Genomic DNA, 26,380 nt, shown 5'->3' on the forward strand with positions numbered 1-26,380 from the left:
TTGCTTGTCGTGGCGATAAGCGATGTTTATATCGTAAGTAATAGTTGAACAGAGGGAGCAAGCTGCCTGATGACTGCCGAAGACGCTATTTTTCTTGGCGCGAGCCGCAAGCCTGACGACTCCTACCAGCAGCCGGAATATCTAGCGCTGAAATACGGCAACCGGCACGGCCTCGTCACCGGCGCGACCGGCACCGGTAAAACCGTCACGCTGCAGGTTCTGGCCGAAAGCTTTTCGGCGGCTGGTGTTCCGGTTTTCTGCGCCGACATCAAGGGCGACCTTTCCGGCATCGGCGCAATAGGCGTTCAAAATGACGGCCTTCTCAAGCGCGCGGCGGAAGTGAAGCTCGCCCCTTATGAGATGCGTGCCGCGCCTGTGATCTTCTGGGATATTTTCGGGGAACAGGGGCATCCTGTCCGCGCAACCATATCCGAAATGGGGCCGCTTCTTCTCTCGCGCCTGATGAACCTGACCGACGCGCAGGAAGGTGTGCTGAACATCGCCTTCCGTCTGGCGGATGAAGAAGGCCTGTTGCTTCTGGACCTGAAGGATTTGCAGGCCATCCTGGCCGAAATGGCGGAACGCTCGGCGGAGCTTTCCGGCAAATACGGCAATGTCAACAAAACCTCGGTCGGCGCAATCCAGCGTTCGCTTCTGGTTCTCGACCAGCAGGGCGGCTCGAATTTTTTCGGAGAACCGGCGCTTAAAATTGCAGATCTGATGCGCACCACGACCGACGGGCGCGGCGTGGTGAGCGTACTTGCCGCCGACAAGCTGATGATGAGCCCGCGGCTCTATTCCACCTTCCTGCTCTGGCTGATGTCGGAACTTTTTGAGGAACTGCCGGAAATCGGCGATCCCGACAAGCCGAGGCTCGTCTTCTTCTTCGATGAAGCCCACCTTCTCTTCGACGAAGCGCCGAAGGCGTTGATCGATCGTGTCGAGCAGGTCGTGCGCCTGATCCGATCCAAGGGTGTCGGCGTCTATTTCGTGACGCAGAACCCGCTCGACGTGCCGGAAACGGTTCTGGCACAGCTTGGCAACCGCGTGCAGCATGCCCTGCGCGCCTATACGCCGCGCGAAACCAATGCTGTGAAAACCGCAGCCGATACATTCCGTCCGAACCCGGATTTCAACACGTTTCAAGCGATCACCAATCTCGCCACTGGTGAAGCGCTGGTTTCCACGCTTCAGGCCAAGGGCGTGCCCTCCATTGTGCAGCGTACGCTCATGCGTCCGCCTTCGTCACGCATTGGCCCGCTGACGCCGGAGGAACGCGCGAAAATCATCGCGGCAAGCCCGGTAGCCGGGCAGTACGATCAGGTTGTGGATCGCGATTCCGCTTTCGAAATGCTGGCCCGCAAGGCGCAGAATGCTGCAGCAGCCCAGCAAAAGACCAAGGAAGAGGAAGAAGGTGGCGGCGGTATTCTTGGCGATCTCGTCGGCACCGCACTTGGCACCGGTCGTCGCTCCGGTCGCCAGACAGTCGCGGAAGCCGCGATGAAATCCGTCGTCCGCTCGGTCGGCAATTCGCTGGGCCGCGCACTTGTGCGCGGCATTCTCGGCGGTTTCAAGCGGTAGAAAGCGTCAGCGTTACGCCTTCGCCGGTTTGGCTAGAACATAGGCGACAAGGGCATTGGCGTGGCCATGTCCCATGTCGAATTCGGACTTCAGCCAGTTGACGATTTCCATATGCTTGTCGCCCTTTCGCTGCTCGATCAGCGAAAGCCAATGCTGGATGGGCTGCCCATATTTTTTCTCGATGGACGGGAAATAGGATGCGGGGCCTTTGACTTTCTCGGCAGTCTTTTCTTCTGACATGGATGCCCTCCCCTCGTTTCGAAAAATATGGTCCGGGCGGAAAGTGACTGATTTTCGAGGTGGCGGCAAGCGAGCTTGCAATACAATCGAAAAAGCCCCGGACAGATGGCTGTCCGGGGCTTCTGCAATCTGCCGTTTCAGCGCTCGTTATTACATAACGAGGATCGGCGATTTCGCCGGTACACGATCATAGAGATCGATGATATCCTGGTTCAGGAAGCGCACGCAGCCCGAAGAGACCGCCTTGCCGATCGACCACCATTCCGGGTTGCCGTGCAGTCGATACAGCGTGTCCTTGCCGTCCTGGAAAATATAGAGCGCGCGGGCGCCGAGCGGATTCTTGAGGCCCGGAGCCATGCCGCCGTTCTTGGCGCTGTACTGCACCAGTTCCGGCTGACGGGCGACCATTTCGTCCGGCGGGGTCCAGCGCGGCCACTGGCGCTTGTACTGGATCACAGCACGGCCCGACCATGCGAAGCCTTCGCGGCCGATGCCGACGCCGTAGCGCATCGCCTGTCCATTTTCGAGGACGAGATAGCAGAAGCGGTTAGCCGTATCGATGACCAGCGTACCCGGCAGTTCGCCAGTCGGGTCCTGCACAACCTGGCGCAGATAGCGCTTGTCCATCTTCTGGATCGGAATTGCCGGAAGCTGGAAGCCGCCGTCCTCGACGGAGGCATACATCTGCGCCCAGCCGCCATAGGAAGAGTCGACATTGGCCTGCGGGGTGCGGTTGATCGGGTTGCCCGACTGATCCACATCTATAATTGGAACATTCTGCCCCAACTGAGCGCAACCGGCCAGGCCGGCGGCCGCTGTTGCTGTCATTGCCGTCAGAAAGGAACGGCGGGTAAGGGTCGTTTGCATATGAAAACCAGTTTGGTGACGGGAGGGGTTACAGATACACATTCAGGGTTAACGAATTGCGACCCGGCCAATTGTGGCAGATACGCGGCGAGCCATCGAAACGTCCTTAAACGGCTGTTTCCGGTGATCGGTTGCACGGAAAACGCCCGAAAAATGTGGCGTACACCCGTTCGCAATGCGGCCTAAACGTGGCGAAAGCCTACCAGCATGGCTCGTGTTGCAGCGGCGACACAATTTTGGGTGCTCGTGCCTGCATTCAATGAACTCGAATAGTTCAACTTTTAGTGATAAATCAGTCGAGCAATTGAAGGCTTGGCAAAATGAGCGCCGGAGCAAACTGTTTGTACTCGTCAGGCTGGTTGGACCGGTTGATCCAGACCCCACGCATGCCGAACCGCACCGCGCCTGCCACATCCCAGCGATTCGACGATTGGAACGAGATTGCCGAAGGATAGAGCCGCCATTGCAGTGTGATGAGTTCATAGACAGCCGGGGCGGTCTTGTATTTCCTGACTTCATCGACCGAAATCACATCATCCAGCAGGACGTCGAGCGCTGCCGAGCGGACAGCGGATTCCAGCATTGCCGGCGATCCGTTGGAGAGAATTGCGAGCCGTGCGCCCTTCTCCTTCAGGCTTTTGAGAGCGGCGGGCACTTCCGGATAGCAATCAAGCTTCCAATAGGCGTCCAGCAGATCATTGCGTAGTGCTGGATCAACGGAAGGATAGCGCGCAAATGCGAAATCAAGCGAATCCTCGGTGAGTTTCCAGAAATCGCTATAGGCGCCCATCAGGCTCAGCACCCAGGAATATTCAAGCTGTTTAGCCCGCCACAGTTCGGAAAATGCCCGTTCGTCCGGCCCGGCTTTATCTGCATGTCGTCGCACCGCCGAATGGACATCGAACAATGTGCCATAAGCGTCGAAGACATAACTATTGAATGAATTTACACTATTTTTCATGGTTACAAATCTCTGCTCAACACAACCTCTGCGCGCAAAATAGGGTAATTGAATTCAAGGCCCACTCTTAAGAACTGTGGGACACCGTTTCCTCCTGTGAGGGCCCGCCACGCATCGCGAAGCATAAAAAACCAGATTTGCTCCATCCTACTGTGATTTCAATAATAATTCATTGTCTTGAAGCTGAATTGCCCGCTGGTACCATTGCCGCCTGCGCTATTGCGGCCTATGTAGATTCCGCACGCAAGTTTTGAGGCAGCATCCGCTTGGCCCGCCGTAAGCTGCCCCTGTAAGTTGCCATATAAGCTGAATGAAAAGAGGAGAGTTTCCAATGGCTTTCGAACTGCCCGCCCTGCCGTATGACTATGACGCCCTTGCGCCTTTCATGTCGCGCGAGACGCTTGAACTTCATCACGACAAGCACCATCAGGCCTATGTCACCAACGGCAACAAGCTGCTTGAAGGCTCCGGCCTCGAAGGCAAGAGCCTGGAAGAGATCGTCAAGGAAAGCTACGGCAAGAACCAGGGCCTCTTCAACAATGCCGGCCAGCACTACAACCACATCCAATTCTGGAAGTGGATGAAGAAGGGCGGCGGCGGCAAGAAGCTGCCGGGCAAGCTTGAAAAGGCAATCGAGTCCGATCTTGGCGGCTACGACAAGTTCCGTGAAGATTTCATCGCTGCCGGTGTCGGCCAGTTCGGTTCTGGCTGGGCCTGGCTGTCGGTCAAGAACGGCAAGCTCGAAATTTCCAAGACTCCGAACGGCGAAAACCCGCTCGTTCATGGCGCAACGCCGATCCTCGGCGTCGACGTGTGGGAACACTCCTACTATGTCGATTATCGCAATCTGCGTCCGAAGTACCTTGAAGCCTTCGTCGACAACCTCATCAATTGGGAATTCGTCGAAGAGCTGTACGAAAAGGCCTGATGCCTTTCGTGTAGGAATAAAGAAAAACCCCGGTTTTGCCGGGGTTTTTTGTTGCTGCTATTCCTTGACTACCTGTACGCCCACATGTTGCGCGCGCCCTGCTCCCCATCCGGCGATAGCAGCCCCCAGCCCCAGCACAGCGAAGAAAAGGCCACAGGCGGTAAAGCTGCCCGTTGCGCTGTGGATCAGCCCCACGATCAGCGGGCCGATTGCGGCCAGCGTATAGCCCACGCACTGCGCCATGCCGGACAGATGCGCTGCCGTGTGCGAATCCGGTGCGCGCAGCACGATCACCATCATCGCGGCGGCGATGAGACCGCCCTGCCCGATACCCTGAATGATCGCCAGCCCCCAATAGGTCCAAAGCGGCAGATACAGAAAGCCGATCAGCGGCAAGGCCGCACAGGCACACAGAATGACATTGAGCAGGCTCTGGTTCTTCTGGCGGGTGGCGATGGAAGGCACTGCGAGACAGGTGATGACCTGCGCCAAGATCGAGAAGGAAACCAGACCGCCAGCCGCCGCCGGGCTCAGGCCCTGCTCGCGCAGGATCGGCGCCAGCCATCCGAAGACGATATAGGCCGTGGAGGATTGCAGTCCCATGAACAGCGTCACCTGCCAGGCCAGCTTGTCCTTCCACAGGCCGATAACCTTGAAACCCGAATGCGCGACATTGTGTTTCGCACGCATGGCCTGCGGCAGCCACAACAGCAGAACGACGGCCGCTGGAACAGCCCAGAATGCCAGAGCGAGATTCCAGGAACCGCCGAGCATTCCCTTGATGGGAATGGTGAAACCGGCTGCAGATGCAGCACCGCCGCACAGCGCCATCGTATAAAGACCGGTCATGATGGCTGCAGTTTTCGGGAAGTCACGCTTGACGACCCCCGGAAGCAACACATTGCCCGTCGCAATGGCCGCACCGGCCAGCGCCGCGCCGATATAAAGCGAATAGAACGTACCGAAGCCGCGGATTGCTGTCCCGATAGTCAGAACTGCCAGAACAATAAGCAGAACGCGCTCCGCACCGAACCGCTGTGCCAGACGCGGCGCGAATGGTGCGAAAATGCCAAGGCAGAGCACCGGCAAGGTGGTCAGCACACCGGCTGCAACGGATGACATGCCGGTGGCGTCGATGATTTCCGGCAGCAACACGGAAACGCTGGAAAATACCGGTCGCAGATTGGCCGCGATCAGCACGAGGCTCAGCCCCAACAAAATGCGCAGCGCCTTGCTTGGCGGCTGCTGGACCGGTGGCGGCGGAACGCTGTCAGCCTCCGCATCGACCAGCGCTTCCGGCTGCAACATCGCCTCGTTTTCTGCCGCGTTCAGCAGGGTCGTGTTCGTGTGGCTCATGATGCCAGCAACCTTTCAAGTTCTTCAATCAGGGGCGCCATGAAGCGGCGAACGGTTGCACCGGCCTTGTCAGGATCGCCCGAGGCGATGGCTTCGACGATCTGGCGGTGCGCTTCATGGTTCGGCTCGGGCAGTTCGCCGTCGAGCGTGGCTTCTATGGATTCACGAATGGAAGCTGAGAAAAAGGCATAGACCTCGATCAGTGCACTATTGCCCGAAGCAGCGACGATGGCTTCATGAAAGGCAAAGTCTCGGGCCACGAAAGTTGCCCGGTCCAGTTCGTCACGATTGCCGCGCTGTGCCAGCACTTTCTCCAGATGCACAATCCCCTTCGGCTTGATGCGTAAGGCGGCCAGACGTGCGGCTTCCGTTTCGAGAACTGCCCGGGTCTCAAAGCGGTCGCGCAGGCTGGTATGGCGGATGCGGTCGAGGCTGCGTGCCGTGTCGGCAGTGGAACGGACATAGGTTCCCGAACCCTGCCGGGTTTCCAGCATTCCTTGCGCCACCAGCGCCCGAACAGCTTCGCGCACCGTGCCGCGGCTGACATCGAGCGTTGCGGAAAGTGCGGCTTCATTTGGCAACTGGTCGCCTATCGACCAGCGTCCCGACGTGATTTCGCCTCGCAATGCCTGCGTGGCCGAATCCGTCAAAGTCTTGCGGGATATCGCCTTCATATCTTCACCAAATTCATCTGATGACTTGATGAATTAGACCTATGTAATGGAGCTGTCAACCGTCGCGAAGAAAGCTGATTGCGGACTGGAAACCACTGCCGCATTCCGTTAACAATTTTCGCGCACAGTGCCCCATAATCCAGCCGCTCGAGATTTCGGGCCAGACTTCAGGTGCCAATATGATCACACTTTACAGCCTTTCCGGAGACCACCTCGAACAAGTGGAAGTCGAGCCCGGCACTCCGCTGCCCGAAAATGTTATCTGGATCGACCTGTTTGCTCCTGGCGTCAATGAAGACAGTATTGTCGAAGCATGGATGGGCATTTCGATCCCCACCCGCGAAGACATGACGGAAATCGAGGAATCGAGCCGATTCTACATGGAAACCGGCGCGCAATATCTCACAGTGCCGATCCTGCACGCGGTCGATCTCGACCATCGCGAGCTGGCGCCCGTCACTTTCATCCTGCATGGTTCGCGGCTGATCACTGTTCGTTATGCCAATCCGAAATCGTTCAGCACCTATATCCTGCGTTCGACCAAGCCGGGCAACGGGTTGATATCACCCAAATGCTCGGGCCTGTCGATCATGCTTGGCATTACCGAAGCCACGACGAACCGCCTCGCCGATATTCTGGAAGGTGTCGCGGGCAAGATCGATGCAGCTTCGCATTCCATCTATCGCCGTCAACCGAAAGCCCGCCCGATGACGACGGAGGATTTCCGTCACATACTGACCCAGATCGGTGGACAGGGAACATTTCTCTCGCGAATGCGCGAAAGTCTGGCGGGGATCAGCCGCATGCTGGTCTATCTGTCGGCCATCAACAATCCCGCAGCCGGCAAGAAGGAAACGCGCAGCTGGATCAAGTCGCTGGAACGCGACACGCAATCCCTGACCGCCTATGTGGATTTTCTATCCAACAAGGTCACATTCCTTCTCGATACGATCGTTGGTCTGATTTCGGTAGAACAGAACGCCATCATCAAGATTTTCTCTGTGGCGGCGGTCGGTTTTATGCCGCCGACGCTAGTGGCTTCCATCTACGGCATGAACTTCTCCTTCATGCCGGAGCTGCAATCGCCATGGGGTTATCCGATGGCGCTTGGTCTGATGATCGCCTCCGCCCTGCTGCCGCTTTACTATTTCCGCCGAAAGGGTTGGCTGTAGCTTGTGGTGACAACGCAGGCGCACCATGTTATATCATGCGTTATAACATAGGAGAGCAGCTATGAACGTAACCCTGCGCAAGATCGGCAATTCCGACGGTGTGATCATCCCAAAGGAAATGCTGGAGCAGTTGAACGTGCAAACTGGCGACACTCTGGTCCTGACCGCAGAAAAGGATGGACTGAGACTGACCAGGAGCACGGAAGATCCGGAGGTCTTCGAGAAGAAAATGAAGATTGCCCGCGAGCGGATGAAAAAATATGAGACCGCTTATCGCGTGCTCGCTCAATGATCGACTTTCATTCGCGGGCTTTCATAGAAGCGCTGCATCAGGAGCAGTTGCGTCTGCATGGTGGTGCAGCGGGTATTCGCGATTCCGGTTTGCTTGATTCAGCGCTTGCGCGTCCGTTGCAAAAGGAAGCCTATGGCGATCCTGATATCTTCGATCTGGCGGCGGCCTATCTGTTCGGTGTGCTGAAAAACCACCCTTTCGTGGACGGCAACAAGAGAACTGGACTGGCTGCCGCTGACTTGTTTCTTTATTTCAACGGCTTCAGTCTTGAAGCCGTACAGGAAGACATTATCCAGCTCGTCCTGATGGTTTCGACGAGTGAAATAGATGAAGCCGGCGCAGCAGCGTTTTTCCGTGACCATACCGTCGCTATAGACGAAGACTAAACAATCTTCAGCGACACGATTTCCCACTCGACATTATTGATTTTCACGACATCGCCGACCGGCTTGCCGAACAGCAGAATGGCAACGGGCGCGACATGGGAAATCTTGCCGTTTGACGGGTCAGCCTCATCCTCGCCCACGATGGTCCAGCGGCGAACCTTGCCGTCGTCCAGATTTTCCAGATCTACCGTCATGCCGAAACGCACGACATCGCTGTCGGGAGCGGGAACGGAAAGCTCGGCATTTTCACGCCGCGCCACCCAGTAACGCAGATCGCGTGAGATACGCGCAATCGCCGAACGCTCGCCCGCGACATTGGCGTCCGCCAGCTCGCGCTGCAGCCGGGCGATTTCATCCTCGATCATCGTCAAGCCCGTCGGCGTGACGAGATTGCGATGCGGACTAACCGGGCGCTCGCCGAGGTCGGTCGGCGCATCATCCTGTTCTTTGGTGAAAGCTCTGCTCATTAGTTGAATGTAAGCGGTCGGCACCTCCCCGACAAGCCTCCCCGTCATGCAGATCGCCCGCTGTTGCGCCGGCAAACGCAAGATTTGCATATCCGGTTTTTATTGATTGATGAATCAATCAACGTTAAACTGGCCGCTCAGTTAGACTGAGAACGGACCAGGATTATGCCCAAGATCGGGATGGAGCCCTTGCGGCGGCGCGAGTTGATCGATGCCGCCATTCGTACCATCGGCCAGCGTGGTTCGCTGGACGTGACCGTCGCGCAGATCGCGCATGAGGCGGGCGTTTCGCCTGCGCTTGCGCATCATTATTTCGGCGGCAAGGACAAGCTCATTCTCGCCACCATGCGGCATTTGCTGCGTGAACTGGGGCAGGATCTCAACGCCGCCATCGGACGAACCGAGACGCCGCGGGAACGTATCGCGGCCATCATTGCGGTCAATTTTTCCGCATCGCAGTTCGCGCAGGAAACCATTGCCGCCTGGCTTACCTTCTATGTGCATGCACAACAGTCGGAGGACACCCGCCGGCTCTTGCGCATCTATGCGCGCCGCCTGCATTCAAACCTCGTCTTCGCACTTGAACAGCTGACCTCGCGCGAGCGGGCCAGCCGCATTGCCGAGGGTGCAGGTGCCATGATCGACGGACTTTACATTCGTCACGCACTTGGCGCCGATGCGCCCAATGCTGCCTCAGCCATTGCGTTGGTGGAAGACTACATCGCGGTTCAGCTTATGGGGGAGAAATGAGTATGGAAGCGGATTTCGTCATCATCGGCTCCGGATCCGCCGGATCCGCCATGGCCTATCGCCTGTCTGAAGACGGTCGCTATTCGGTGATCGTCATCGAATATGGCGTGCCCGATGTCGGTCCGTTAATCCAAATGCCAGCCGCCCTTTCTTTCCCCATGAATATGGAAACCTATGACTGGGGTTTTTCGACCGAACCAGAGCCGCATATTGGCGGGCGCAGCCTTGTAACGCCGCGGGGCAAGGTGCTTGGTGGTTCATCTTCAATCAACGGCATGGTCTATGTGCGCGGCCATGCACGCGACTACGACCACTGGTCGGAAAGCGGTGCGCGCGGCTGGGCCTATGCAGATGTACTGCCCTATTTCAAGCGGATGGAAAATTCGAGCGGTGGCCAGGAAGGCTGGCGCGGCACCAATGGCCCGCTTTATATCCAGCGCGGCAAGCGCGATAATCCGCTGTTCCATGCCTTTGTCGAGGCTGGCCACGAAGCGGGCTTTGAAGTCACCGAAGACTATAATGGCGAGAAGCAGGAAGGCTTCGGCCCGATGGAACAGACGATCCATAATGGTCGTCGCTGGTCTGCCGCCAATGCCTATCTGAAGCCGGCCCTCAAACGCCCGAATGTCAAGCTGGTCAAGGGGCTTGCGCGCAAGATCGTGCTTGAGGGAAAGCGCGCGGTTGGTGTTGAGATCGAGGCAGGTCGTAGCTTCTCGACCATCCGTGCGCGGCGTGAAGTCATCATTGCCGCCTCGTCGATCAATTCGCCGAAGCTCCTGATGCTCTCTGGCATTGGCCCTGCCGCACAACTGAAAGAACACGGAATTGAAGTGGTCGCCGATCGCCCCGGCGTCGGCCAGAACCTGCAGGACCATCTGGAAGTCTATATCCAGCAGGAATGCACGCAGCCAATCACGCTCTACTCCAAACTGAACCTGTTTTCGAAAGCGAAGATCGGCGCGGAATGGCTGTTCTTCAAGACGGGCGACGGCGCAACCAACCACTTCGAATCTGCTGCTTTCGTACGCTCTAAAGCAGGTGTGGAATATCCAGATATCCAGTATCATTTCCTGCCGGTCGCCATCCGCTATGACGGTAAGGCCGCGGCGCAGTCACACGGCTTTCAGGCACATGTCGGGCCGATGCGGTCGAAATCGCGTGGCAGCGTAACGCTTCGCTCGGCCAATCCGCGTGAGAAACCTGTCATCAAGTTCAACTATATGTCGCACGAAGACGACTGGACCGACTTCCGCCATTGTGTACGCCTCACCCGTGAAATCTTCGGACAAACGGCATTCGACGCCTATCGCGGCGCGGAAATCCAGCCCGGCGCGCATGTGCAGAGCGACGATGAAATCGATAATTTCATCCGCGAGCATGTCGAGAGCGCCTTCCATCCGTGCGGAACCTGCAAGATGGGTGCGGTTGACGATCCAACGGCGGTGGTCGATGCTGAATGCCGGGTGATCGGTGTCGAAGGCCTGCGCGTTGCGGATTCATCCATCTTCCCGCGCATCACCAACGGCAATCTCAACGGCCCGTCGATCATGGTCGGCGAAAAGGCTTCCGATCATATTCTCGGCCGTACGCCGCTGGCGTGCTCCAATCAGGAGCCTTGGATCAATCCGCGCTGGCAAGTTTCCGACCGCTGATAAAATTTAAGGGATAACAATGAAAGCACAACCCAAAGCCTCGCATTTCATCGGCGGCACATTCATGGAAGACAAGGCGGGCAAGACGTTGCCGGTCATCTATCCGGCAACCGGCGAGGAAATTGCCAAGCTCTATTCGGCGACACCCAATGTGATCGAGGCGGCTTATGCCGCAGCGCTGAAAGCGCAAGGTGAATGGGCAGCGCTGAAACCTGTCGAGCGCGGGCGCATCCTGCGCCGCACGGCAGAAATCCTGCGCGAGAAGAACAAGAAGCTGTCGAAGCTCGAAACGCTTGATACCGGCAAGGCGCTTCAGGAAACGCTGGTGGCGGATGCGGCTTCGGCCGCTGATGCACTGGAATTTTTCGGCGGCATCATTTCCGGCTTCAACGGTGAATTCGTGGAACTTGGCGGCTCGTTCGCCTATACGCGCCGCGAAGCACTCGGCATTTGCGTCGGTATCGGCGCATGGAACTATCCGATCCAGATTGCCGCGTGGAAATCCGCGCCTGCACTCGCGATGGGGAATGCCTTCATCTTCAAGCCGTCCGAAAACACGCCGCTTTCAGCGCTTGCATTGGCGGAAGCATACAAGGAAGCGGGGCTTCCCGATGGCTTGTTCAATGTCGTGCAGGGCTTCGGCGATGTCGGTGCCGCGCTCGTCAATCATCGCCTGACGGCCAAGGTCTCGCTGACGGGTTCCGTACCAACAGGCAAGCGCATCATGGCGCAGGCGGGTGAACACTTGAAGCACATCACCATGGAGCTTGGTGGCAAGTCGCCGATCATCGTGTTCGATGACGCTGACCTCGAAAGCGCTATCGGTGGCGCAATGCTCGGCAACTTCTATTCGACCGGGCAGGTTTGCTCGAACGGCACCCGCGTTTTCGTTCACAAGAAGATGCACGACCATTTTGTCGAACGGCTGGTCGAACGCACACGCAAGATTCGCATTGGCGATCCGCTGGATGAAGCAACTCAGATGGGGCCACTAGTAAACGGCGCACAGCGCGACAAGGTTCTGTCCTATATCGAAAAGGGCAAGGCAGAAGGGGCGAAGCTTGCTTGCGGTGGTGGTGTGCCGAAACTGCAGGGTTTCGACAAAGGCTTCTTCATCGAACCGACCGTCTTCACTGATGTGACCGACGAAATGACCATCGCTCGCGAAGAAATCTTCGGACCAGTGATGAGTGTTCTGGAGTTCTCCGACGAGGACGAAGTGATCACACGCGCCAACGATACCGAGTTCGGCCTCGCGGCGGGTGTGTTCACTGCCGATATCGCACGCGGCCATCGCGTAATCGGCCAGATCAAGGCCGGGACGTGCTGGATCAATGCTTATAACCTGACGCCAGTTGAAGTTCCCTTCGGTGGCTACAAACAATCTGGCATCGGGCGCGAAAACGGCATCGCCGCACTCGCTCATTACAGCCAGATCAAGACTGTCTACGTCGAGATGGGCAAGGTCGACAGCCCTTACTGACCACTGTAATCGGCCCGCGGAACTTCATTCGGTTCTGCGGCCGTCGGTGTGCAGTCATAGCGGTAAAGTTGGGGCGACGGCGTTGCCTGCGGATAGACGATGGCACGTTGCGACCGTTGGCTGGCTGGAACCGATGGTGAATTCCATAACGGCATAGCCCAGGACGGCCTTGTCAGCGTATCGGAAAAACCGGTCCCTTGAATAGGAATACGTCGACACTCGGTTCCGAGAGTACCGTTTAATCCGGCTGAGGTCGCAACACTGGTGCAGCTGATCAGGGCAAGCACCAAAGCGGTAAAAAACAGTCTCATATCGAAACACTTTCAAAACAACACTGCCAAACGCCCAAAGGTCGATCAGGCTCACGACTATAAAGCGCCTCCCCAACCCGGCTCCATTTGTACCGACAAGGCCATTCGGGACATCTTCAAACCTGAAACCAAAGATAGAAGATTTATCCAGGCGTTCAACAGCGCCCCCTGTACGAGACGTTCAAACTTCTGCGAACAAGCAGAAGTTCTATTCTGGCATTCTATCGAGAATAGTTCCTGTTCGGCATCAGACAACATATGGTGATAGTTCCAACAGGGTTGAGTTTATCAGTCAAAATCGGGAGGTTTCAGCTATATTATAGATTAATAATATATGCTTTGGGTGGCTAGCTAAAATCAAAGCCCCATGCAGAAGAATTTATTTGTTCAAGTACAAGAATGCATAAAATATGCACCTAAACAAAAAATATTGATAATAATACATGCTATCAATATTTCGCACATCGTGCGATTTCATATCAACAACCTGCCTTGGACTGAATGACTTGTGATGGCTAATGAGATTTCAATCTCGACCGACATGGTCGACGACAAGCTTCGCAAAGATTTTTGGCGATCTGCAATCAAACCCATATATGAAATCGTGGCAGAGAACAGGAAGTACCAGTTTTCTGGAACAATTGCTGCTCGCGCACTCGGCACTTTCCATGTAGGAACGACTTCCTTCAACACCCAGAACTACTCACGCACACGCAAACTCATCGCACAGGGTGGGCTTGATCACTACGTTCTGCAACTTATTACGGCAGGCAGTTTACGCGGCGATTTCAACGGGGTCGATGTCGTGGCAAAGCCTGGAGATATTATTATCATCGATCTGACACAGACCGTAGAAAGCCAGGCATCCGCCGGCTCACGCATCACTGTGACAATCCCCCGCAATGAACTGGAGGGGATAGTAGGCTGGCGCAATTTACACGGCCTTGTCTTGTCAGTGAATGCTCCCCTGACGCGTCTGCTTTCTGAATATCTCCATAGTCTGCAATCATTGATTGGCAAACTGGACAAGGCCGAAGAAAAATCAGCGCAGGAAGCAATGCTGACACTGCTTGGCGCAGGCATCAAAGGCGTTGCCAGAGAAGAAATGCAGAGCCTTCCCGTCAATCTTCCCATGCGCAAGACTATCCTCGCCTATATCGACCATAACCTGTTCAATCCTCTGCTGGGGCCAAATCTTATCGTCCAGAATCTTCGCGTCTCCCGCTCACGCCTTTACCGGACATTTGATACAGAGGGTGGTATTGCCACAATCATTCGTGAGAAGCGGCTCGATCATGCCTATCGCATTCTGGTCGGCGAGTGCAGCAGACAGGTGTCATTCAAGGAAATCGCTTATCGCTGCGGATTTCATGACGGCGCACAGTTTACCAGAGCATTCAAAACTCGTTTTGGCATGTCGCCAAAGGAAGCTCGTGAGACAAAAGCCCCGCTGCTATCGTCAGATATGGGCAACTTCAATTATACGATACGTCTTGCGGAAGAAGCCGCCAAACTCGGCGTTGTCAAACCGTACCCCATCAACCGGGGGAAAGACGGTCCAGAAAGTCATCGCACCAGTGATTGACGTCGTGGGTGATCAGAAAAGCCATCATGCTTTCAAACCGTTCCTTGCGTTCGGCAAGCGGCATGGCAAGCGCGCGGGCCATGGCATAGGCCATCGCCTCGGTGTCATAGGGATTGACCAGAAGCGCGCCGTCGAGTTCCTGCGCGGCGCCAGCAAAACGGGACAGCACCAGCACGCCGGGATTTTCAGGGTCCTGTGCCGCGACATATTCCTTGGCGACAAGGTTCATCCCGTCACGCAGCGGCGTGACCAGTCCGACAGCCGCCAGCCGATAAAGCCCGGCCAGCACCTCGCGGTTCAGGGAACGGTTGATATAGCGTATCGGCGTCCAGTCGACCGTAGCGTTTGCACCGTTCACCCGACCGGCCAGTTCTGCCACAGCGCGTTGCATATCCTTGTATTCCGGCACTTCGGAGCGGGACTTCGGCGTGACCTGCAAAAAGGTGACCTTGCCGCGATTACCGGGATCGACCTTCAGGAAATGCTCGAAAGCCTCCATGCGATTGGTGATGCCTTTGGAATAATCGAGCCGGTCGACGCCGATGATTAGATCGCGATCAAGCATGCTGTCACGCATGCGCTTTACGGTTGAATGACGTTGCGCCTTATCGGCTATCTTCGCGAAGGACGCCGTCTCGATACCGATACCGAAGCGCTCGGCACGAAACTGGTGCCCGAACGCTTCGAACAATCCGTCATCATTGAGCGGCTTGCCGATCTTCTCTCGCCGCAGGCAGCCGATGAAGTTATCGACATCGTTCTCGGTCTGGAAGCCCACCACATCATAGGATGCGAGGCCGCGCATGATGGTCTCATGCACGGGTAGCGTGAACAGGATATCGGCAGGCGGCCAGGGAATATGCAGGAAGAAGCCGATGCGGTTGGTGACACCGAGATTGCGCAGTTCGGCCGCCAGCGGAATGAGATGATAATCGTGGACCCAAATCACATCATCCGGCTCGATCATCGGCAGAAGATGCTTTGCAAACAGGCGATTGACCCGGAAATATCCGGCCATGTCCTTGCGAGTGTAATCGATCAGATCCAGGCGATAGTGACAAAGCGGCCAGAGCATGCGGTTGGCGAAGCCGGCATAATATTCATCGATATCCTTCTTGTGGAGATCGAGCAGCGCGTAGCGAATGGAGCCCACATCGCGGATCGCCAGTTCCTGCACCTGGCGATTGGGAAGGGTCCTGCCGGACCACCCGAGCCATATGCCACCGCGTTCGCTGAGCGCGGCCTGCAATGCCACCGCCAGCCCACCCGCAGGAGCCTTGCCCTGTTCGTCAGGCAAGGGAACACGATTGGAGACCACGATCAGCCGACCCATATATCAAATCCTCTCATTGTTTTGCTTGTTCATCGCCACAAAGGCGGGATAGCCAGAGACGAAGCTCTGCCGGGTTCGCCAACCGCGTGGCGCCCGGATGGTCGATTGCACGACCGATCACAACGGCTGTACCGCCGAGATCGCTTGCTGCACCAAGCATCGGTAAATCCGTCAGGTCATCGCCAAATGCGACCGGTGCCCTCCCCACAAATGGCTTCTCTTTCATAAAGCGGCGCAAGGCAGCACCCTTGTCGCTGATTGCCGGGCGCAGCTCGAAAACCATCTTGCCAGATTGCACGATCCAATCCGGCCCGGCGAGCTTCAGTGCCTTCCCGACGAGATCATGCGCCAGATCGGCTTTATCTGGCGCGGCGCGATAATGAAGGGCAACCGCACTGCCCTTGTCTTCGGCGAGAAGGCCGCTTACGCGAGATGCAGCCTGCCGTAGAAAATCCTTTGCGATCAGAAAATGTTCGTCCGGCTCGATCAGCTCGACCAACCCGGATGCGTGCCGGAACTCGGCACCGTGCAACGCGGCTATGGGACCGCGATAATCGGGAAAGCGTTCTTCGATGAACGCAATTGCCCGGCCCGTGACCAGTGCCATCGCACCGGACAGACGCTCGGAAATGATCGAAAGCGATTTTTGCAGACCAATTGGAACGATAACGCCATCGGGATTGGCGGCAATATCGAGCAGTGTTCCGTCCACATCGAAGAAAAGGGCGTGTTTTTGAAAGTCGATGACCGGCATACCGATCAGATCGGTAGCCGGGTCCTGTTCCTTGCTGGGCATGTAAGGGCAAACATTCCCAGCAGCGAATGGTTCCCGAATAAATGCAACAGGCGCCGATTCCCTGCTTAGGTCTCGTCAGTCAGGCGGCCCTACGTGCGCCCGTAGACATCATCGAAACGGACAATGTCGTCTTCGCCCAGATATTCGCCACTTTGCACCTCGATAAGCACGAGCGGCAGAATGCCGGGGTTTTCCAGCCGATGACGGAACCCACACGGAATATAGGTCGACTGGTTGGTTGTGAGCTGTATCTCACGGTCACCATTGGTGACTTTTGCCGTGCCGGAAACGACGATCCAGTGTTCGGACCGGTGATGATGCGCCTGCAAGCTCAGGCGTCGTCCCGGCTTCACCTCGATCCGCTTGATCTTGAAGCCGTCACCTTCCTCGAGAACCGTATAGGTGCCCCATGGTCGGTGGGCCGTGCGGTGAAGCTTGGCTGCTTCGTGGCCATTTGCCCGCAGCTTGTTGAAGACCTTGCGCACGTCCTGCGCCTTGTCGCGATGGGCGACGAGCAGTGCGTCGGGCGTGTCCACGACAAGGAGGTCATGAACACCGACGAGGCTGACCAGCCGGGTTTCGGACAAGACAAAGCTGTCGGTCGTGTCTTCAATAACCGTTTCACCGCGCAAACGATTGCCGTCGTCATCCGGCGCGATGAGATCGGCCATCGCCGCCCAGGAACCAATATCGGACCAGCCGCAGGATACCGGAATGCAGGCAATATTGTCGGCCTTTTCCATGATCGCGTAATCGATGGAAATCGCCGGAGCAGTCGCAAAATCGTCCTTTGCGATTTCAACGGTCTTGGTCTCGCCGTTGACACCGCGCCGGGCATGTTCAAGCGAAGCCTGCACGGCATTGAAGATTTCCGGCGCAAAATGCTGCATCGCTGCGAGCATGGTGCCAGCCGTGAAACAGAACATGCCGGAATTCCAGAAGTAACGGCCGCTTTCGACATAGGCCTGGGCGGTTTCTGCGTCAGGTTTTTCGACGAAGCGCAGCACGTCGGTGCCTTCGGCCTCGATATAACCGAAGCCGGTTTCCGGATGATCCGGGACGATACCGAAGGTGACGATACGGCCGGTTTCAGCTATCTGCCGCGCCTTTGATACGGCTTCCGCAAATGCCGCCTCGTCCTCGATCAGATGATCGGCGGGCATGACAAGCAATGTCGCATCCGGGCCGTAAGTCGCTGCGGCATGGAGCGCAGCAACGGCAACTGCGGGTGCCGTATCGCGCCCGAGCGGCTCCAGCAGAAATGCATTGTCAACCTTGCGCGCCTTTGCATCCGCATAGGCATCAAGCGTCAGAAACAAAAAGTCGCGGTTGGTCACGGTGAGGATATGGTCCACACCGTCGAGCTCTGCGGCGCGCTTGTAGGTTTTGCCGATCAGGGTACTGCCGTCCGGCAGTTCGATGAATGGCTTCGGGTGCGCATCGCGCGAAAGCGGCCATAATCTGGAACCGGAACCGCCGCTGATAATGACAGGAATAAAGCTCATTGCTCAGTTGTCCTTCGTTGCGTTGCGGGCGATGGCAAGTCCCGTTTCCAGAAGCGCCTCGGCCTGGCTCTCGTCTGAAGCTTCCACATAGCATCGCAGTTCCGGCGCATTGCCGGAAGCGCGATAATGAATTGCATTCCCGGAATCGAAGAAGAGTTTCACGCCGTCAATCGTTTCGGAGCGGACAACCGGATCGTCCATCTGAAACAGTGCACTTCGCGTCGCCTCATTCTTCAACAGGGCCAAAAACGCGAGGCTCTTTTCCTGCGGGATATTCTGAAGCCTGTCGCTAAGAGCAATACGGAAATGGAAGCGGGCTGCGATTTCGGACAATGGCTTGCCAAGCTCCTTGACGGAACCAAGACTGCTGAGAATTGGCAACAACGCATCGCGGGTCGAAAGCGCAGTCAATGTGCGATTGTCCCGGCTGATATCCGTGCCCAGCAACACACCGCCATTGGCCTCAAAGCCGACCACCGCCGATATGCCCGAGGCGATGGCCTGCGCCATGCCTTCGATGACATAGGGCGACCCCACCCGTGTTCTGATGACGCGCTCGAAATTTTCTTCAAGAGCGGAGTTGGACGTCACCGGCGTCACAATCGTTTTGACGCCAAGCCAGCTCGCCGTAATCGCTCCCACCAGATCGCCCCGAACGAAACGGCCCTTTTCATCCGCGATCAACGGGCGGTCGGCGTCACCATCGGTGGAAACAATGGCATCGAAGCGGTTTTCCTTCGCCCACTGGTCGAGAAGTTCGATATCCTCGGAGCGCAAAGCTTCCGTGTCGACAGGCACAAACACATCGGATCGACCGAGCGGTACGGCTTCTGCGCCAAGCTCGGTGAGGATACGGACAATGAGATCACGCGCCACAGACGAATGCTGATAGACCCCGACGCGCAAGCCGCGAAGGCTCTCAAGTCCGACAAAATCAACATAACGCTTCACATAGCGGTCGATTGCATCACTGCTAAGGGGCACATAATGCAGATGACGAAAGGCAAGATTTTCCGGCAGAGCGGCATAGACCGCACTGATGGCGCTCTCGTCATTCTTGTCGATTTCTCCGTCGTTGCGATAGAATTTAAGCCCGTTGCGGTCGTCCGGAATATGGCTGCCCGTAATCATGATGCATGGCGCTTGCTGCAAAATCGCAAAGTGGCTCAATGCCGGGGTTGGCAAAACACCGCAATCGACCGGCTGAAACCCTGCGTCCTCGATCGCCGCCATGCAGAGTGCCGCGATAGCCGGGCTGGACGGGCGAAGATCACGACCGACGAAAACCTGGTCGCGCGCGCGCAGTTTTCCGGCTTCAGAAAGCATCCTGATGAAAGCAAGAGAATAGGCATAGGCGGGCAAACCATTCAGTTCGTCCGCCAGTCCCCTAAGACCGCTTGTGCCAAATTTAAGCGATGTGCCACTCATGCTTTCCGCCAGATCTTTTCCAATGTCGAAGAGACCGCTCCTGCAAGCGCCCCCAGCTCAAAAGTTTTGTCATCTTATAACGTGAACATAAAACTATCATCCCCACAATGGTGCAATCATATGCACCTTATTGTGGGTCATAATCCGTATAGGCAGGCAATTTCAAATCCTTAACGCAGTCTGCGTTAATAATTGCTGTGGAGTTTGGCACGTTGTTCTAATCACGATGGAATTGACGCGCTCTTAAGTACTGAAATGGTAATCCCCCTAGGAATTAATAGGGTTCAAAAGTAGAATTTTCTCGGCATTATGATCGAGGAGATTTTTGATGAAGATGAGCAGATTTAGCGAACCGCAAATTCTAGCGATCCTGCGGCAGGCAGAAGGTGGTGTTCCAGTACCGGAGCTATGCCGCGAACATGGAATGAGCAACGCTTCATTCTACAAGTGGCGCGCCAGGTATGGTGGCATGGACGCGTCGATGATCAGCCAGATGAAGGCTCTGGAGGATGAGAACCGTCGGCTCAAGAAGATGTATGCCGAGATGAGCATGCAGACAGAGCTTTTAAAAGAGGCTCTTGGAAAAAAATGACGCGGTCATCTCAACGCCGGGAGATGGCCAGGAAAGCTGTGGCGTTACGCGGGGTCAGCATTGCACTGGCCTGCCGTACCTTTGGTGTCAGCGAGACCTGCTATCGTTACAGCGCCAGGCTGAACGAAGAGAACGAGCAGATCGCCGATCTGCTGATCGGCCTAACGCGGGCGAAGAAGAGCTGGGGCTTCGGTCTTTGTTTTCTTTACCTGCGCAATGTCCGGGGGCATCGCTGGAACCACAAGCGCATATACCGCATCTACCGCGAACTGGAATTGAACCTCAGGATCAAGCCACGCAAGCGGTTGAAGCGGGACAAACCCGATGCGCTGGCCGTGCCCGAAGCGCCAAACATGGTCTGGTCCATGGATTTCATGGTGGATCGCCTGGAAGACGGCAGGCAATTCCGGCTGTTGAATGTCTTGGACGACTTCAACCGCGAGGGGCTGGGCATCGAGGTGGATTTTTCGCTGCCTGCTGAACGCGTCATCCGCAGCCTGAACCAGATCATCGAATGGCGTGGTAAACCATTCGCCATTCGCGTGGATAATGGACCTGAATACGTCAGTGGCAAACTGATGGAATGGGCCGAAACGCAAGGAATTGTTTTATGCCACATCCAACCCGGAAAACCGCAACAGAATGCCTATATCGAGCGCTACTATCGCACCGTGCGACATGAATGGCTTGACCAACACACCATCGAAAGTATCGAGGAGGCACAGGAATTCGCCACGCAATGGCTCTGGACCTACAACAACGAACGGCCCAATATGGGCATCGGCGGCATCACACCCGCACAGAAACTAAAAGCGGCTGCGTGAATTCTACTGCAGAGCCCCGTTAAAAACGGGGGGATTACCATTTTTTCACATTCGCCAAATGTGTCATAGGTTTGTGCTACAGTTGGCGCACGGCGTCAAGGTTGATTGCCAAGCTGAAATTGTTTCCATGATAAGAGAAAAAGCGGCACCGTTCGTTGAATGAAGCCGCGCTCAGAATTTATGATGTCAAAACGTTAAATCAGTCTGGCCACTACATCGCGTAATGATGACTGCCAATGCGGTGCGGACCAGTTGAACACCCATTGGAATTTGGCGGTTGACAGGCGGGAGTTAACAGGACGTACCGCTTTGGTCGGATAATCGGCTGTCGTAATATCCGTAACTGTCGCGGTCGATCCGCCGAGCGTGACGCTTTCACTAAATATTGCGCGCGCAAAGCCACTCCAGTTTGTATCACCCGTACCAACCAGATGGTAAACACCGTAAGCTGAAAAGTCTGGCGTAGCCGCCAAATGATCCGCCACCCGGATAATCGCGTCGGCGATATCGAGTGCACTGGTCGGGTTGCCCCACTGGTCGGAAACGACTGAGAGAGCATCGCGCGTCTCCGCGAGCTTCAACATTGTCTTGACGAAATTCTTGCCGAATGGGCTATAAACCCAAGCCGTTCTTAGAATGATATGTTTTGGATTGGCTTGCGTAACCAGACGCTCACCTTCAAGCTTGGAGCTTCCGTAGATGCTGCGAGGTCCGGTGACATCCGTTTCAGCATAGGGTTCGTCAGCGTCGCCCGCAAAAACATAATCCGTCGAAAGATGGATGATAGGAATGCCACAGGTCTTCGCCGCCTCAGCAACGGCTTCAGCGCCAATTGCATTCACCGCAAAGGCAAGTTCCTGCTCATCCTCGGCCAGATCCACCGCCGTATAGGCGGCGGCGGAGACAACGAGGTCGGGCTTGATCGTCTCAATGGCACTGCGCACAGTGTCCGGCTTTCCCAGATCCAGTTCCGGGCGACCCAACGCAATCACCTCCAGATCAGGACGTTGAACTGCCTTCTCAAGGAGGCTCTGGACAACCTGCCCTTCCCGTCCGGTGACGAGGATTTTCATACCTTGGCCTCTTTCGCTGATGTGCTGCCCAGACGCTCACCAGCATATGTACCGCTGCGGATCGGCTCCCACCACCATGCATTATCGAGATACCATTGAATGGTTTTTTCCAATCCCGTCTCGAAGCTTTCCTGCGGCTTCCAGCCCAATTCACGTTCAATCTTCGAAGCGTCAATCGCATAGCGGCGGTCATGACCGGGTCGATCTGTCACGAAGGTTATCAGATCAGCATAACTCTTGCCGTTTGCACGAGGCCGCTTCTTGTCGAGGATAGCGCAGATCGTTTCCACAACATTCAGATTGGTACGTTCGGCACGCCCGCCAATGTTGTAACTTTCGCCGAGCTTGCCAGTGGTAGCGACCAGTGCCAAAGCACGCGCATGGTCCTCAACATAAAGCCAGTCACGCACATTCGCCCCTGCCCCATAAACCGGAAGCGGTTTTTCATCGAGCGCGTTGAGAATGACGAGCGGGATCAGCTTTTCCGGGAAATGGAACGGTCCATAGTTGTTCGAGCAATTGGTTAACACAATCGGCAGACCATAGGTTTCATGCCAGGCGCGCACCAGATGATCGGAGGCCGCCTTCGAAGCCGAATAAGGCGAGGACGGCTGATACGGGGTTTCTTCGGTGAAGATACCGCTATCGAAAGGCAGATCGCCAAACACTTCATCTGTCGAGATGTGGTGGAAGCGGAAGTTCGACTTGCGTGGCTCCGGCAGTTCTCGCCAATAAGCAAGTGCCGCATTGAGCAGACGGAACGTTCCAACGATATTCGTCTCAATAAAAGCACCCGGACCATCGATTGAACGGTCCACGTGGCTTTCCGCTGCCAAATGCATGACCACATCGATTTCGTGGGCGCGCAATGCTTCCAGAACGCTCGTGTCGTCACAAATATCGGCTTCAAGAAAGCTGTAATTCGGGTGGTTTTCGATCTGGCGGAGTGACGCCAGATTACCCGCATAGGTCAGCTTATCAAGGTTGACGACATTAACCTTCGGATCAGAAGCCAGATACCTACAGACGGCCGAACCAATGAACCCTGCTCCACCGGTAACGAGAATATTCATATCATTTCCTCAAACAAAAACTTCTGCGTCAGCAAAAAGCGGGGCCTTCTGATCCTTGTCAGAAAGCTGGACGCCTGAAGAAGGAAGTGGCCATTCAATACCGATAGCCGGATCGTCAAAACGGATCGAGCGATCATGCTCCGGGGAATAGTAATCCGTGACCTTGTAGATAACCTCAGTGTTTTCAACGAGTGTCATGAAGCCGTGTGCAAAGCCCTTCGGCACCAGAATCTGGTTCCACTTTTCGGCGGAAACTTCCAGCGCGACCCACTTCCCGAACGTCGGTGAGCTTTTGCGGATATCGACCGCCACATCCAGAATTGCACCACGCGTAACACGCACCAGTTTGTCCTGTGCAAATGGCGGCAACTGGTAGTGAAGCCCGCGCACAACGCCCTTGGCGACCGAATAGGAATGATTGTCCTGAACGAAAGTCAGATCAATTCCGGCTTCTACGAATGATTTCGCATTATAGGTCTCGGAGAAAAAGCCACGGTCATCACCGAATTTACGCGGGCTGATTTCAAAAACACCGTCGATACCAAGCGAACGAACGTCCATTATTTCTTTCCCAATTCATCAACACGGCGGCGCAGATAGGTCGCATATTCCGTCTTGCCGAGCAGGTCTGCGCGTTTGAGCACGGTTTCGCTGGAAATCCAACCACTTTCAAGGCCGATTTCTTCGGGACATGCAATCTTGATGCCCTGACGTTTTTCGATGGTGCGCACGAAAGACGATGCTTCATGCAGGCTGTCATGCGTGCCAGTATCAAGCCACGCATAACCGCGCCCCAGTTGCCGCACATTCAATTCGCCGCGCTCAAGATAGATATTGTTGACGGTCGTGATTTCCAATTCACCCCGCGCCGAAGGTTTGATTGAACGCGCGATGTCAACGACCTGATTGTCGTAGAAATAAAGACCAGTCACCGCCCAGTTGGACTTGGGCATTTGCGGCTTTTCTTCAATGGAAATTGCCTTGCCCGTCTTGCTGTCGAATTCGACGACACCATAACGGTGCGGATCATCAACGTGATAGGCAAAAACCGAGCCGCCTTTTTCCGTCTCGCGGGATATCTGGCAGAGCTGCGACAGACCATCACCGAAATAAATATTGTCGCCCAGAATCATGGCCACGCTGTCATTGCCGATGAATTCTCGACCAATGATGAAAGCTTCGGCCAAACCATTAGGATATGCCTGCTCAGCGTAAGAGAAATTGACGCCAAATTCGCGGCCATCTCCGAGCAATTTTTGAAACAGGGGCAAGTCATGTGGTGTCGAAATGATCAGAATATCTTGAATCCCGGCTAGCATGAGCACACTCAGGGGATAATAGATCATCGGCTTGTCATAAATCGGGAGGATTTGCTTAGAAACCGCTATAGTCAATGGGTAAAGTCTGGTGCCGCTACCGCCAGCGAGGATTATACCCTTCATGTAAAGTCACTTCCTTGGGATTATTCAGACAACAGACGTCTGCTTTAGCATCATGGCTTCGATTTGGCGACAAAGAAACAAAAAAACACCGCTCACAACGAGTGAATGTTTGTAAGTAGTCAAGGCTTCCGCATCAACCACCTCGTTCTTGCCGCGTTCCACATAAGACTTCGCTAGCTGAGCGCGATCAACTTTACCTCATGGCCAAATGACTCAACAACCTCGCCCAATAATGCGAGCCACCGCATGCCTCAAACGCAATAGCGGTCGGCGCCGTTTTCTCGAAGACCTTCACCATTTCTCTACGTAACAGCTTCTTGCAAAGAACCGGTTAGCCTAGCCGCTTACGATGTTTTATAAATTCGTTGCTACAAGATGCTCTTTACCAGTTTGGTGCAATAGGCTAGCAATCGCATAGCTATAATCAACAAGGAAGATGTATGAGTGATTGCGTTTCAAACGGCGGCCAAAACCAATTACTGACGATTTCAATTGTTACCTTTAATCCCGATTTTCATGAATTGGGCAAAACATTGTACAGCCTGTCAACCGCTCTGGCGCAATTCGACACTGGCACCTTCTTCATAACAATCGTCGACAATTCCGAAAAAGATTTCATTTCAGCATTTGTAGAAAAAGATTACCCGCATCTGCCTGTGCGTATTCTTCACGGACAGGGCAATATTGGCTTTGGACGCGCGCATAACCTCGCATTTCAGGATATGGGGGAGTTTCATCTCATTCTCAATCCAGATATCGAGTTGCATCCAGAGGCGCTTTTAAACGCGATTGCATTTATGAGAACCCATCCGCGCTGTGGGCTGGTCACCCCCTATTCGGAATGGCCAAACGGCGACAGACAATATCTTTGCAAACGCTATCCTGCCATCTTTGATCTATTGCTGCGAGGATTTGCACCACATGCAATCCGCATTATCTTCAAAAAAAGATTGTCGCGCTATGAAATGCAAGCCGAAACCCAAAACGCTGTTTACTGGAATCCGCTCATTGTAAGCGGTTGCTTCATGTTTTTCAGGAGTTCAATTCTAAGAAAAACCAAAGGGTTTGATGACGGCTATTTTCTCTATTTCGAGGATTTCGACCTCTCTTTGAGAGTACACGAATTTGCAGACATTGCCTATGTCCCCAGTATAAGTGTTGTCCATGGCGGCGGACATGCAGCCAAGAAAGGAATGTGGCATATCAAGGTTTTTATTAGTTCTTCGATACGTTTTTACCTACGCCATCGAATAAAGATAACATGAATTGCTAAAATTGCTATCCTCAGTTGCTCAGCCCCCTTAAAACTGGACCGTTTATAATGAGAGTTTTCCGTGCTATTGAGGTGCTCCCCGAATTTGGACCACAGAGAACTGGAATTTTCCGGGTTTAAGGCTCAAAGCGGCGGGGATGCCCTTGAGCCATTCATAAGCGAAATCGGCACCTTATTGCCAATGGCGCGATGTGGCCGGAATTCGTTATACAACACGGCGACAAAACACCCACGGGACCGAAGTTCGCGAGCTTTTGTATTGAACTGCCCCCCATTTCGACCGGACACGTCGGCATAAGCAGAAAGGCTCAAGCACAGGCTTGAGGACAGGCTTAT

The 26,380-nt window shown here is 55.2% G+C and carries 25 protein-coding genes and 2 pseudogenes; 11 read left to right on the forward strand and 16 right to left on the reverse strand.

Annotated features, from left to right (window positions below; genetic code table 11):
• The first annotated feature begins 69 nt into the window (after positions 1-69).
• Positions 70-1,581, forward strand: a complete 1,512-nt coding sequence (locus FIB18_RS06400; RefSeq protein ID WP_140019907.1) for a helicase HerA-like C-terminal domain-containing protein — start codon at positions 70-72, stop codon at positions 1,579-1,581.
• 12 nt (positions 1,582-1,593) lie between these two features.
• Here the strand turns inward: FIB18_RS06400 and FIB18_RS06405 are convergent, their stop codons facing one another.
• From FIB18_RS06405 to FIB18_RS06415, 3 genes are all read right to left on the reverse strand, one after another.
• Positions 1,594-1,821: a DUF4287 domain-containing protein gene (locus FIB18_RS06405; RefSeq protein WP_140019908.1), complete on the reverse strand. Its 228-nt coding sequence runs from the start codon at positions 1,819-1,821 to the stop codon at positions 1,594-1,596.
• Between the two features lie 150 nt (positions 1,822-1,971).
• The gene (locus FIB18_RS06410) at positions 1,972-2,688 is read right to left on the reverse strand and encodes a L,D-transpeptidase (RefSeq protein WP_105541288.1); all 717 of its coding nucleotides are present in this window, start codon (positions 2,686-2,688) and stop codon (positions 1,972-1,974) included.
• Positions 2,689-2,980: 292 nt separating this feature from the next.
• Positions 2,981-3,649: a haloacid dehalogenase type II gene (locus tag FIB18_RS06415; protein ID WP_140019909.1), complete on the reverse strand. Its 669-nt coding sequence runs from the start codon at positions 3,647-3,649 to the stop codon at positions 2,981-2,983.
• A 331-nt stretch (positions 3,650-3,980) separates the two neighbouring features.
• Between FIB18_RS06415 and FIB18_RS06420 the strand changes: the two genes are divergently transcribed.
• The gene (locus tag FIB18_RS06420) at positions 3,981-4,577 is read left to right on the forward strand and encodes a superoxide dismutase (RefSeq protein WP_006471131.1); all 597 of its coding nucleotides are present in this window, start codon (positions 3,981-3,983) and stop codon (positions 4,575-4,577) included.
• Positions 4,578-4,634: 57 nt separating this feature from the next.
• On the opposite strand, the gene FIB18_RS06425 is transcribed toward FIB18_RS06420, so the two are convergent.
• A complete protein-coding gene (locus FIB18_RS06425; protein ID WP_407921849.1) occupies positions 4,635-5,885 on the reverse strand; it encodes a CynX/NimT family MFS transporter in 1,251 nt (416 codons plus the stop codon).
• Between the two features lie 44 nt (positions 5,886-5,929).
• Positions 5,930-6,607, reverse strand: coding sequence for a FadR/GntR family transcriptional regulator (locus tag FIB18_RS06430; protein WP_140019911.1), 678 nt, complete (start codon positions 6,605-6,607; stop codon positions 5,930-5,932).
• A gap of 179 nt (positions 6,608-6,786) precedes the next feature.
• Between FIB18_RS06430 and FIB18_RS06435 the strand changes: the two genes are divergently transcribed.
• From FIB18_RS06435 to FIB18_RS06445, 3 genes are all read left to right on the forward strand, one after another.
• Positions 6,787-7,779 carry a magnesium transporter CorA family protein gene (locus FIB18_RS06435; RefSeq protein WP_010661562.1) on the forward strand — a complete coding sequence of 331 codons (993 nt, stop codon included), beginning with the start codon at positions 6,787-6,789 and terminating at the stop codon, positions 7,777-7,779.
• 61 nt (positions 7,780-7,840) lie between these two features.
• Positions 7,841-8,071, forward strand: coding sequence for an AbrB/MazE/SpoVT family DNA-binding domain-containing protein (locus FIB18_RS06440; protein ID WP_029925342.1), 231 nt, complete (start codon positions 7,841-7,843; stop codon positions 8,069-8,071).
• Entirely contained in the window at positions 8,068-8,457 is a 390-nt protein-coding gene (locus tag FIB18_RS06445; protein WP_036585845.1) for a type II toxin-antitoxin system death-on-curing family toxin, read from the forward strand. Before FIB18_RS06440 ends, FIB18_RS06445 begins: the two co-directional genes overlap by 4 nt.
• On the opposite strand, the gene FIB18_RS06450 is transcribed toward FIB18_RS06445, so the two are convergent.
• The gene (locus FIB18_RS06450) at positions 8,454-8,924 is read right to left on the reverse strand and encodes a GreA/GreB family elongation factor (RefSeq protein ID WP_029925347.1); all 471 of its coding nucleotides are present in this window, start codon (positions 8,922-8,924) and stop codon (positions 8,454-8,456) included. The genes FIB18_RS06445 and FIB18_RS06450 overlap by 4 nt on opposite strands.
• Positions 8,925-9,089: 165 nt before the next feature.
• Here FIB18_RS06450 and betI point away from each other — a divergent pair, with 165 nt between their 5' ends.
• From betI to FIB18_RS06470, 4 genes are all read left to right on the forward strand, one after another.
• Entirely contained in the window at positions 9,090-9,674 is a 585-nt protein-coding gene (gene betI, locus FIB18_RS06455; protein ID WP_012092476.1) for a transcriptional regulator BetI, read from the forward strand.
• A 2-nt stretch (positions 9,675-9,676) separates the two neighbouring features.
• On the forward strand, positions 9,677-11,326 hold the full coding sequence (gene betA / locus FIB18_RS06460) for a choline dehydrogenase (protein WP_140019956.1): 1,650 nt from the start codon (positions 9,677-9,679) through the stop codon (positions 11,324-11,326).
• A 19-nt stretch (positions 11,327-11,345) separates the two neighbouring features.
• Positions 11,346-12,809 carry a betaine-aldehyde dehydrogenase gene (gene betB / locus FIB18_RS06465; RefSeq protein ID WP_140019912.1) on the forward strand — a complete coding sequence of 488 codons (1,464 nt, stop codon included), beginning with the start codon at positions 11,346-11,348 and terminating at the stop codon, positions 12,807-12,809.
• A gap of 822 nt (positions 12,810-13,631) precedes the next feature.
• Positions 13,632-14,705, forward strand: a complete 1,074-nt coding sequence (locus tag FIB18_RS06470; protein ID WP_140019913.1) for a helix-turn-helix domain-containing protein — start codon at positions 13,632-13,634, stop codon at positions 14,703-14,705.
• Here FIB18_RS06470 and otsA read toward each other — a convergent pair.
• From otsA to FIB18_RS06490, 4 genes are all read right to left on the reverse strand, one after another.
• Positions 14,659-16,038, reverse strand: coding sequence for an alpha,alpha-trehalose-phosphate synthase (UDP-forming) (gene otsA / locus FIB18_RS06475; RefSeq protein ID WP_140019914.1), 1,380 nt, complete (start codon positions 16,036-16,038; stop codon positions 14,659-14,661). The two genes, FIB18_RS06470 and otsA, sit on opposite strands and share 47 nt — an antisense overlap.
• A gap of 13 nt (positions 16,039-16,051) precedes the next feature.
• Positions 16,052-16,834: a trehalose-phosphatase gene (gene otsB / locus FIB18_RS06480; protein ID WP_140019915.1), complete on the reverse strand. Its 783-nt coding sequence runs from the start codon at positions 16,832-16,834 to the stop codon at positions 16,052-16,054.
• Positions 16,835-16,923: 89 nt separating this feature from the next.
• Positions 16,924-18,339, reverse strand: a complete 1,416-nt coding sequence (locus tag FIB18_RS06485; protein ID WP_140019916.1) for a mannose-1-phosphate guanylyltransferase/mannose-6-phosphate isomerase — start codon at positions 18,337-18,339, stop codon at positions 16,924-16,926.
• Positions 18,340-18,342: 3 nt separating this feature from the next.
• Positions 18,343-19,767 carry a phosphomannomutase gene (locus tag FIB18_RS06490; protein WP_140019917.1) on the reverse strand — a complete coding sequence of 475 codons (1,425 nt, stop codon included), beginning with the start codon at positions 19,765-19,767 and terminating at the stop codon, positions 18,343-18,345.
• 328 nt (positions 19,768-20,095) lie between these two features.
• On the opposite strand from FIB18_RS06490, the gene FIB18_RS06495 reads away from it, so the two are divergent.
• A protein-coding gene (locus FIB18_RS06495; RefSeq protein ID WP_140019918.1) for an IS3 family transposase occupies positions 20,096-21,183 on the forward strand; the annotation gives its coding sequence in 2 pieces (ribosomal slippage) (positions 20,096-20,351 and positions 20,351-21,183; 1,089 coding nt in all).
• Between the two features lie 194 nt (positions 21,184-21,377).
• Here the strand turns inward: FIB18_RS06495 and rfbD are convergent.
• From rfbD to FIB18_RS06520, 5 genes and pseudogenes are all read right to left on the reverse strand, one after another.
• Positions 21,378-22,256 carry a dTDP-4-dehydrorhamnose reductase gene (gene rfbD, locus FIB18_RS06500; RefSeq protein WP_140019919.1) on the reverse strand — a complete coding sequence of 293 codons (879 nt, stop codon included), beginning with the start codon at positions 22,254-22,256 and terminating at the stop codon, positions 21,378-21,380.
• The gene (rfbB, locus tag FIB18_RS06505; protein ID WP_140019920.1) at positions 22,253-23,329 is read right to left on the reverse strand and encodes a dTDP-glucose 4,6-dehydratase; all 1,077 of its coding nucleotides are present in this window, start codon (positions 23,327-23,329) and stop codon (positions 22,253-22,255) included. Before rfbB ends, rfbD begins: the two co-directional genes overlap by 4 nt.
• A gap of 9 nt (positions 23,330-23,338) precedes the next feature.
• Complete coding sequence (gene rfbC / locus FIB18_RS06510; protein WP_174977395.1) at positions 23,339-23,890, reverse strand: dTDP-4-dehydrorhamnose 3,5-epimerase; 552 nt, start codon at positions 23,888-23,890, stop codon at positions 23,339-23,341.
• Positions 23,890-24,771: a glucose-1-phosphate thymidylyltransferase RfbA gene (gene rfbA / locus FIB18_RS06515; RefSeq protein ID WP_140019922.1), complete on the reverse strand. Its 882-nt coding sequence runs from the start codon at positions 24,769-24,771 to the stop codon at positions 23,890-23,892. The genes rfbC and rfbA overlap by 1 nt, the downstream gene beginning before the upstream one ends.
• A gap of 120 nt (positions 24,772-24,891) precedes the next feature.
• A pseudogene (locus FIB18_RS06520) lies at positions 24,892-25,102 on the reverse strand (IS110 family transposase); the annotation flags it as partial.
• Positions 25,103-25,211: 109 nt separating this feature from the next.
• Here FIB18_RS06520 and FIB18_RS06525 point away from each other — a divergent pair.
• A complete protein-coding gene (locus FIB18_RS06525; protein WP_140019923.1) occupies positions 25,212-26,036 on the forward strand; it encodes a glycosyltransferase in 825 nt (274 codons plus the stop codon).
• A gap of 131 nt (positions 26,037-26,167) precedes the next feature.
• On the opposite strand, the pseudogene FIB18_RS25065 reads toward FIB18_RS06525, so the two are convergent.
• A pseudogene (locus tag FIB18_RS25065) lies at positions 26,168-26,380 on the reverse strand (hypothetical protein); the annotation flags it as partial.

The organism is Brucella pecoris (assembly GCF_006376675.1).
In the GTDB taxonomy this organism is placed as follows: Bacteria; Pseudomonadota; Alphaproteobacteria; order Rhizobiales; family Rhizobiaceae; genus Brucella; species Brucella pecoris.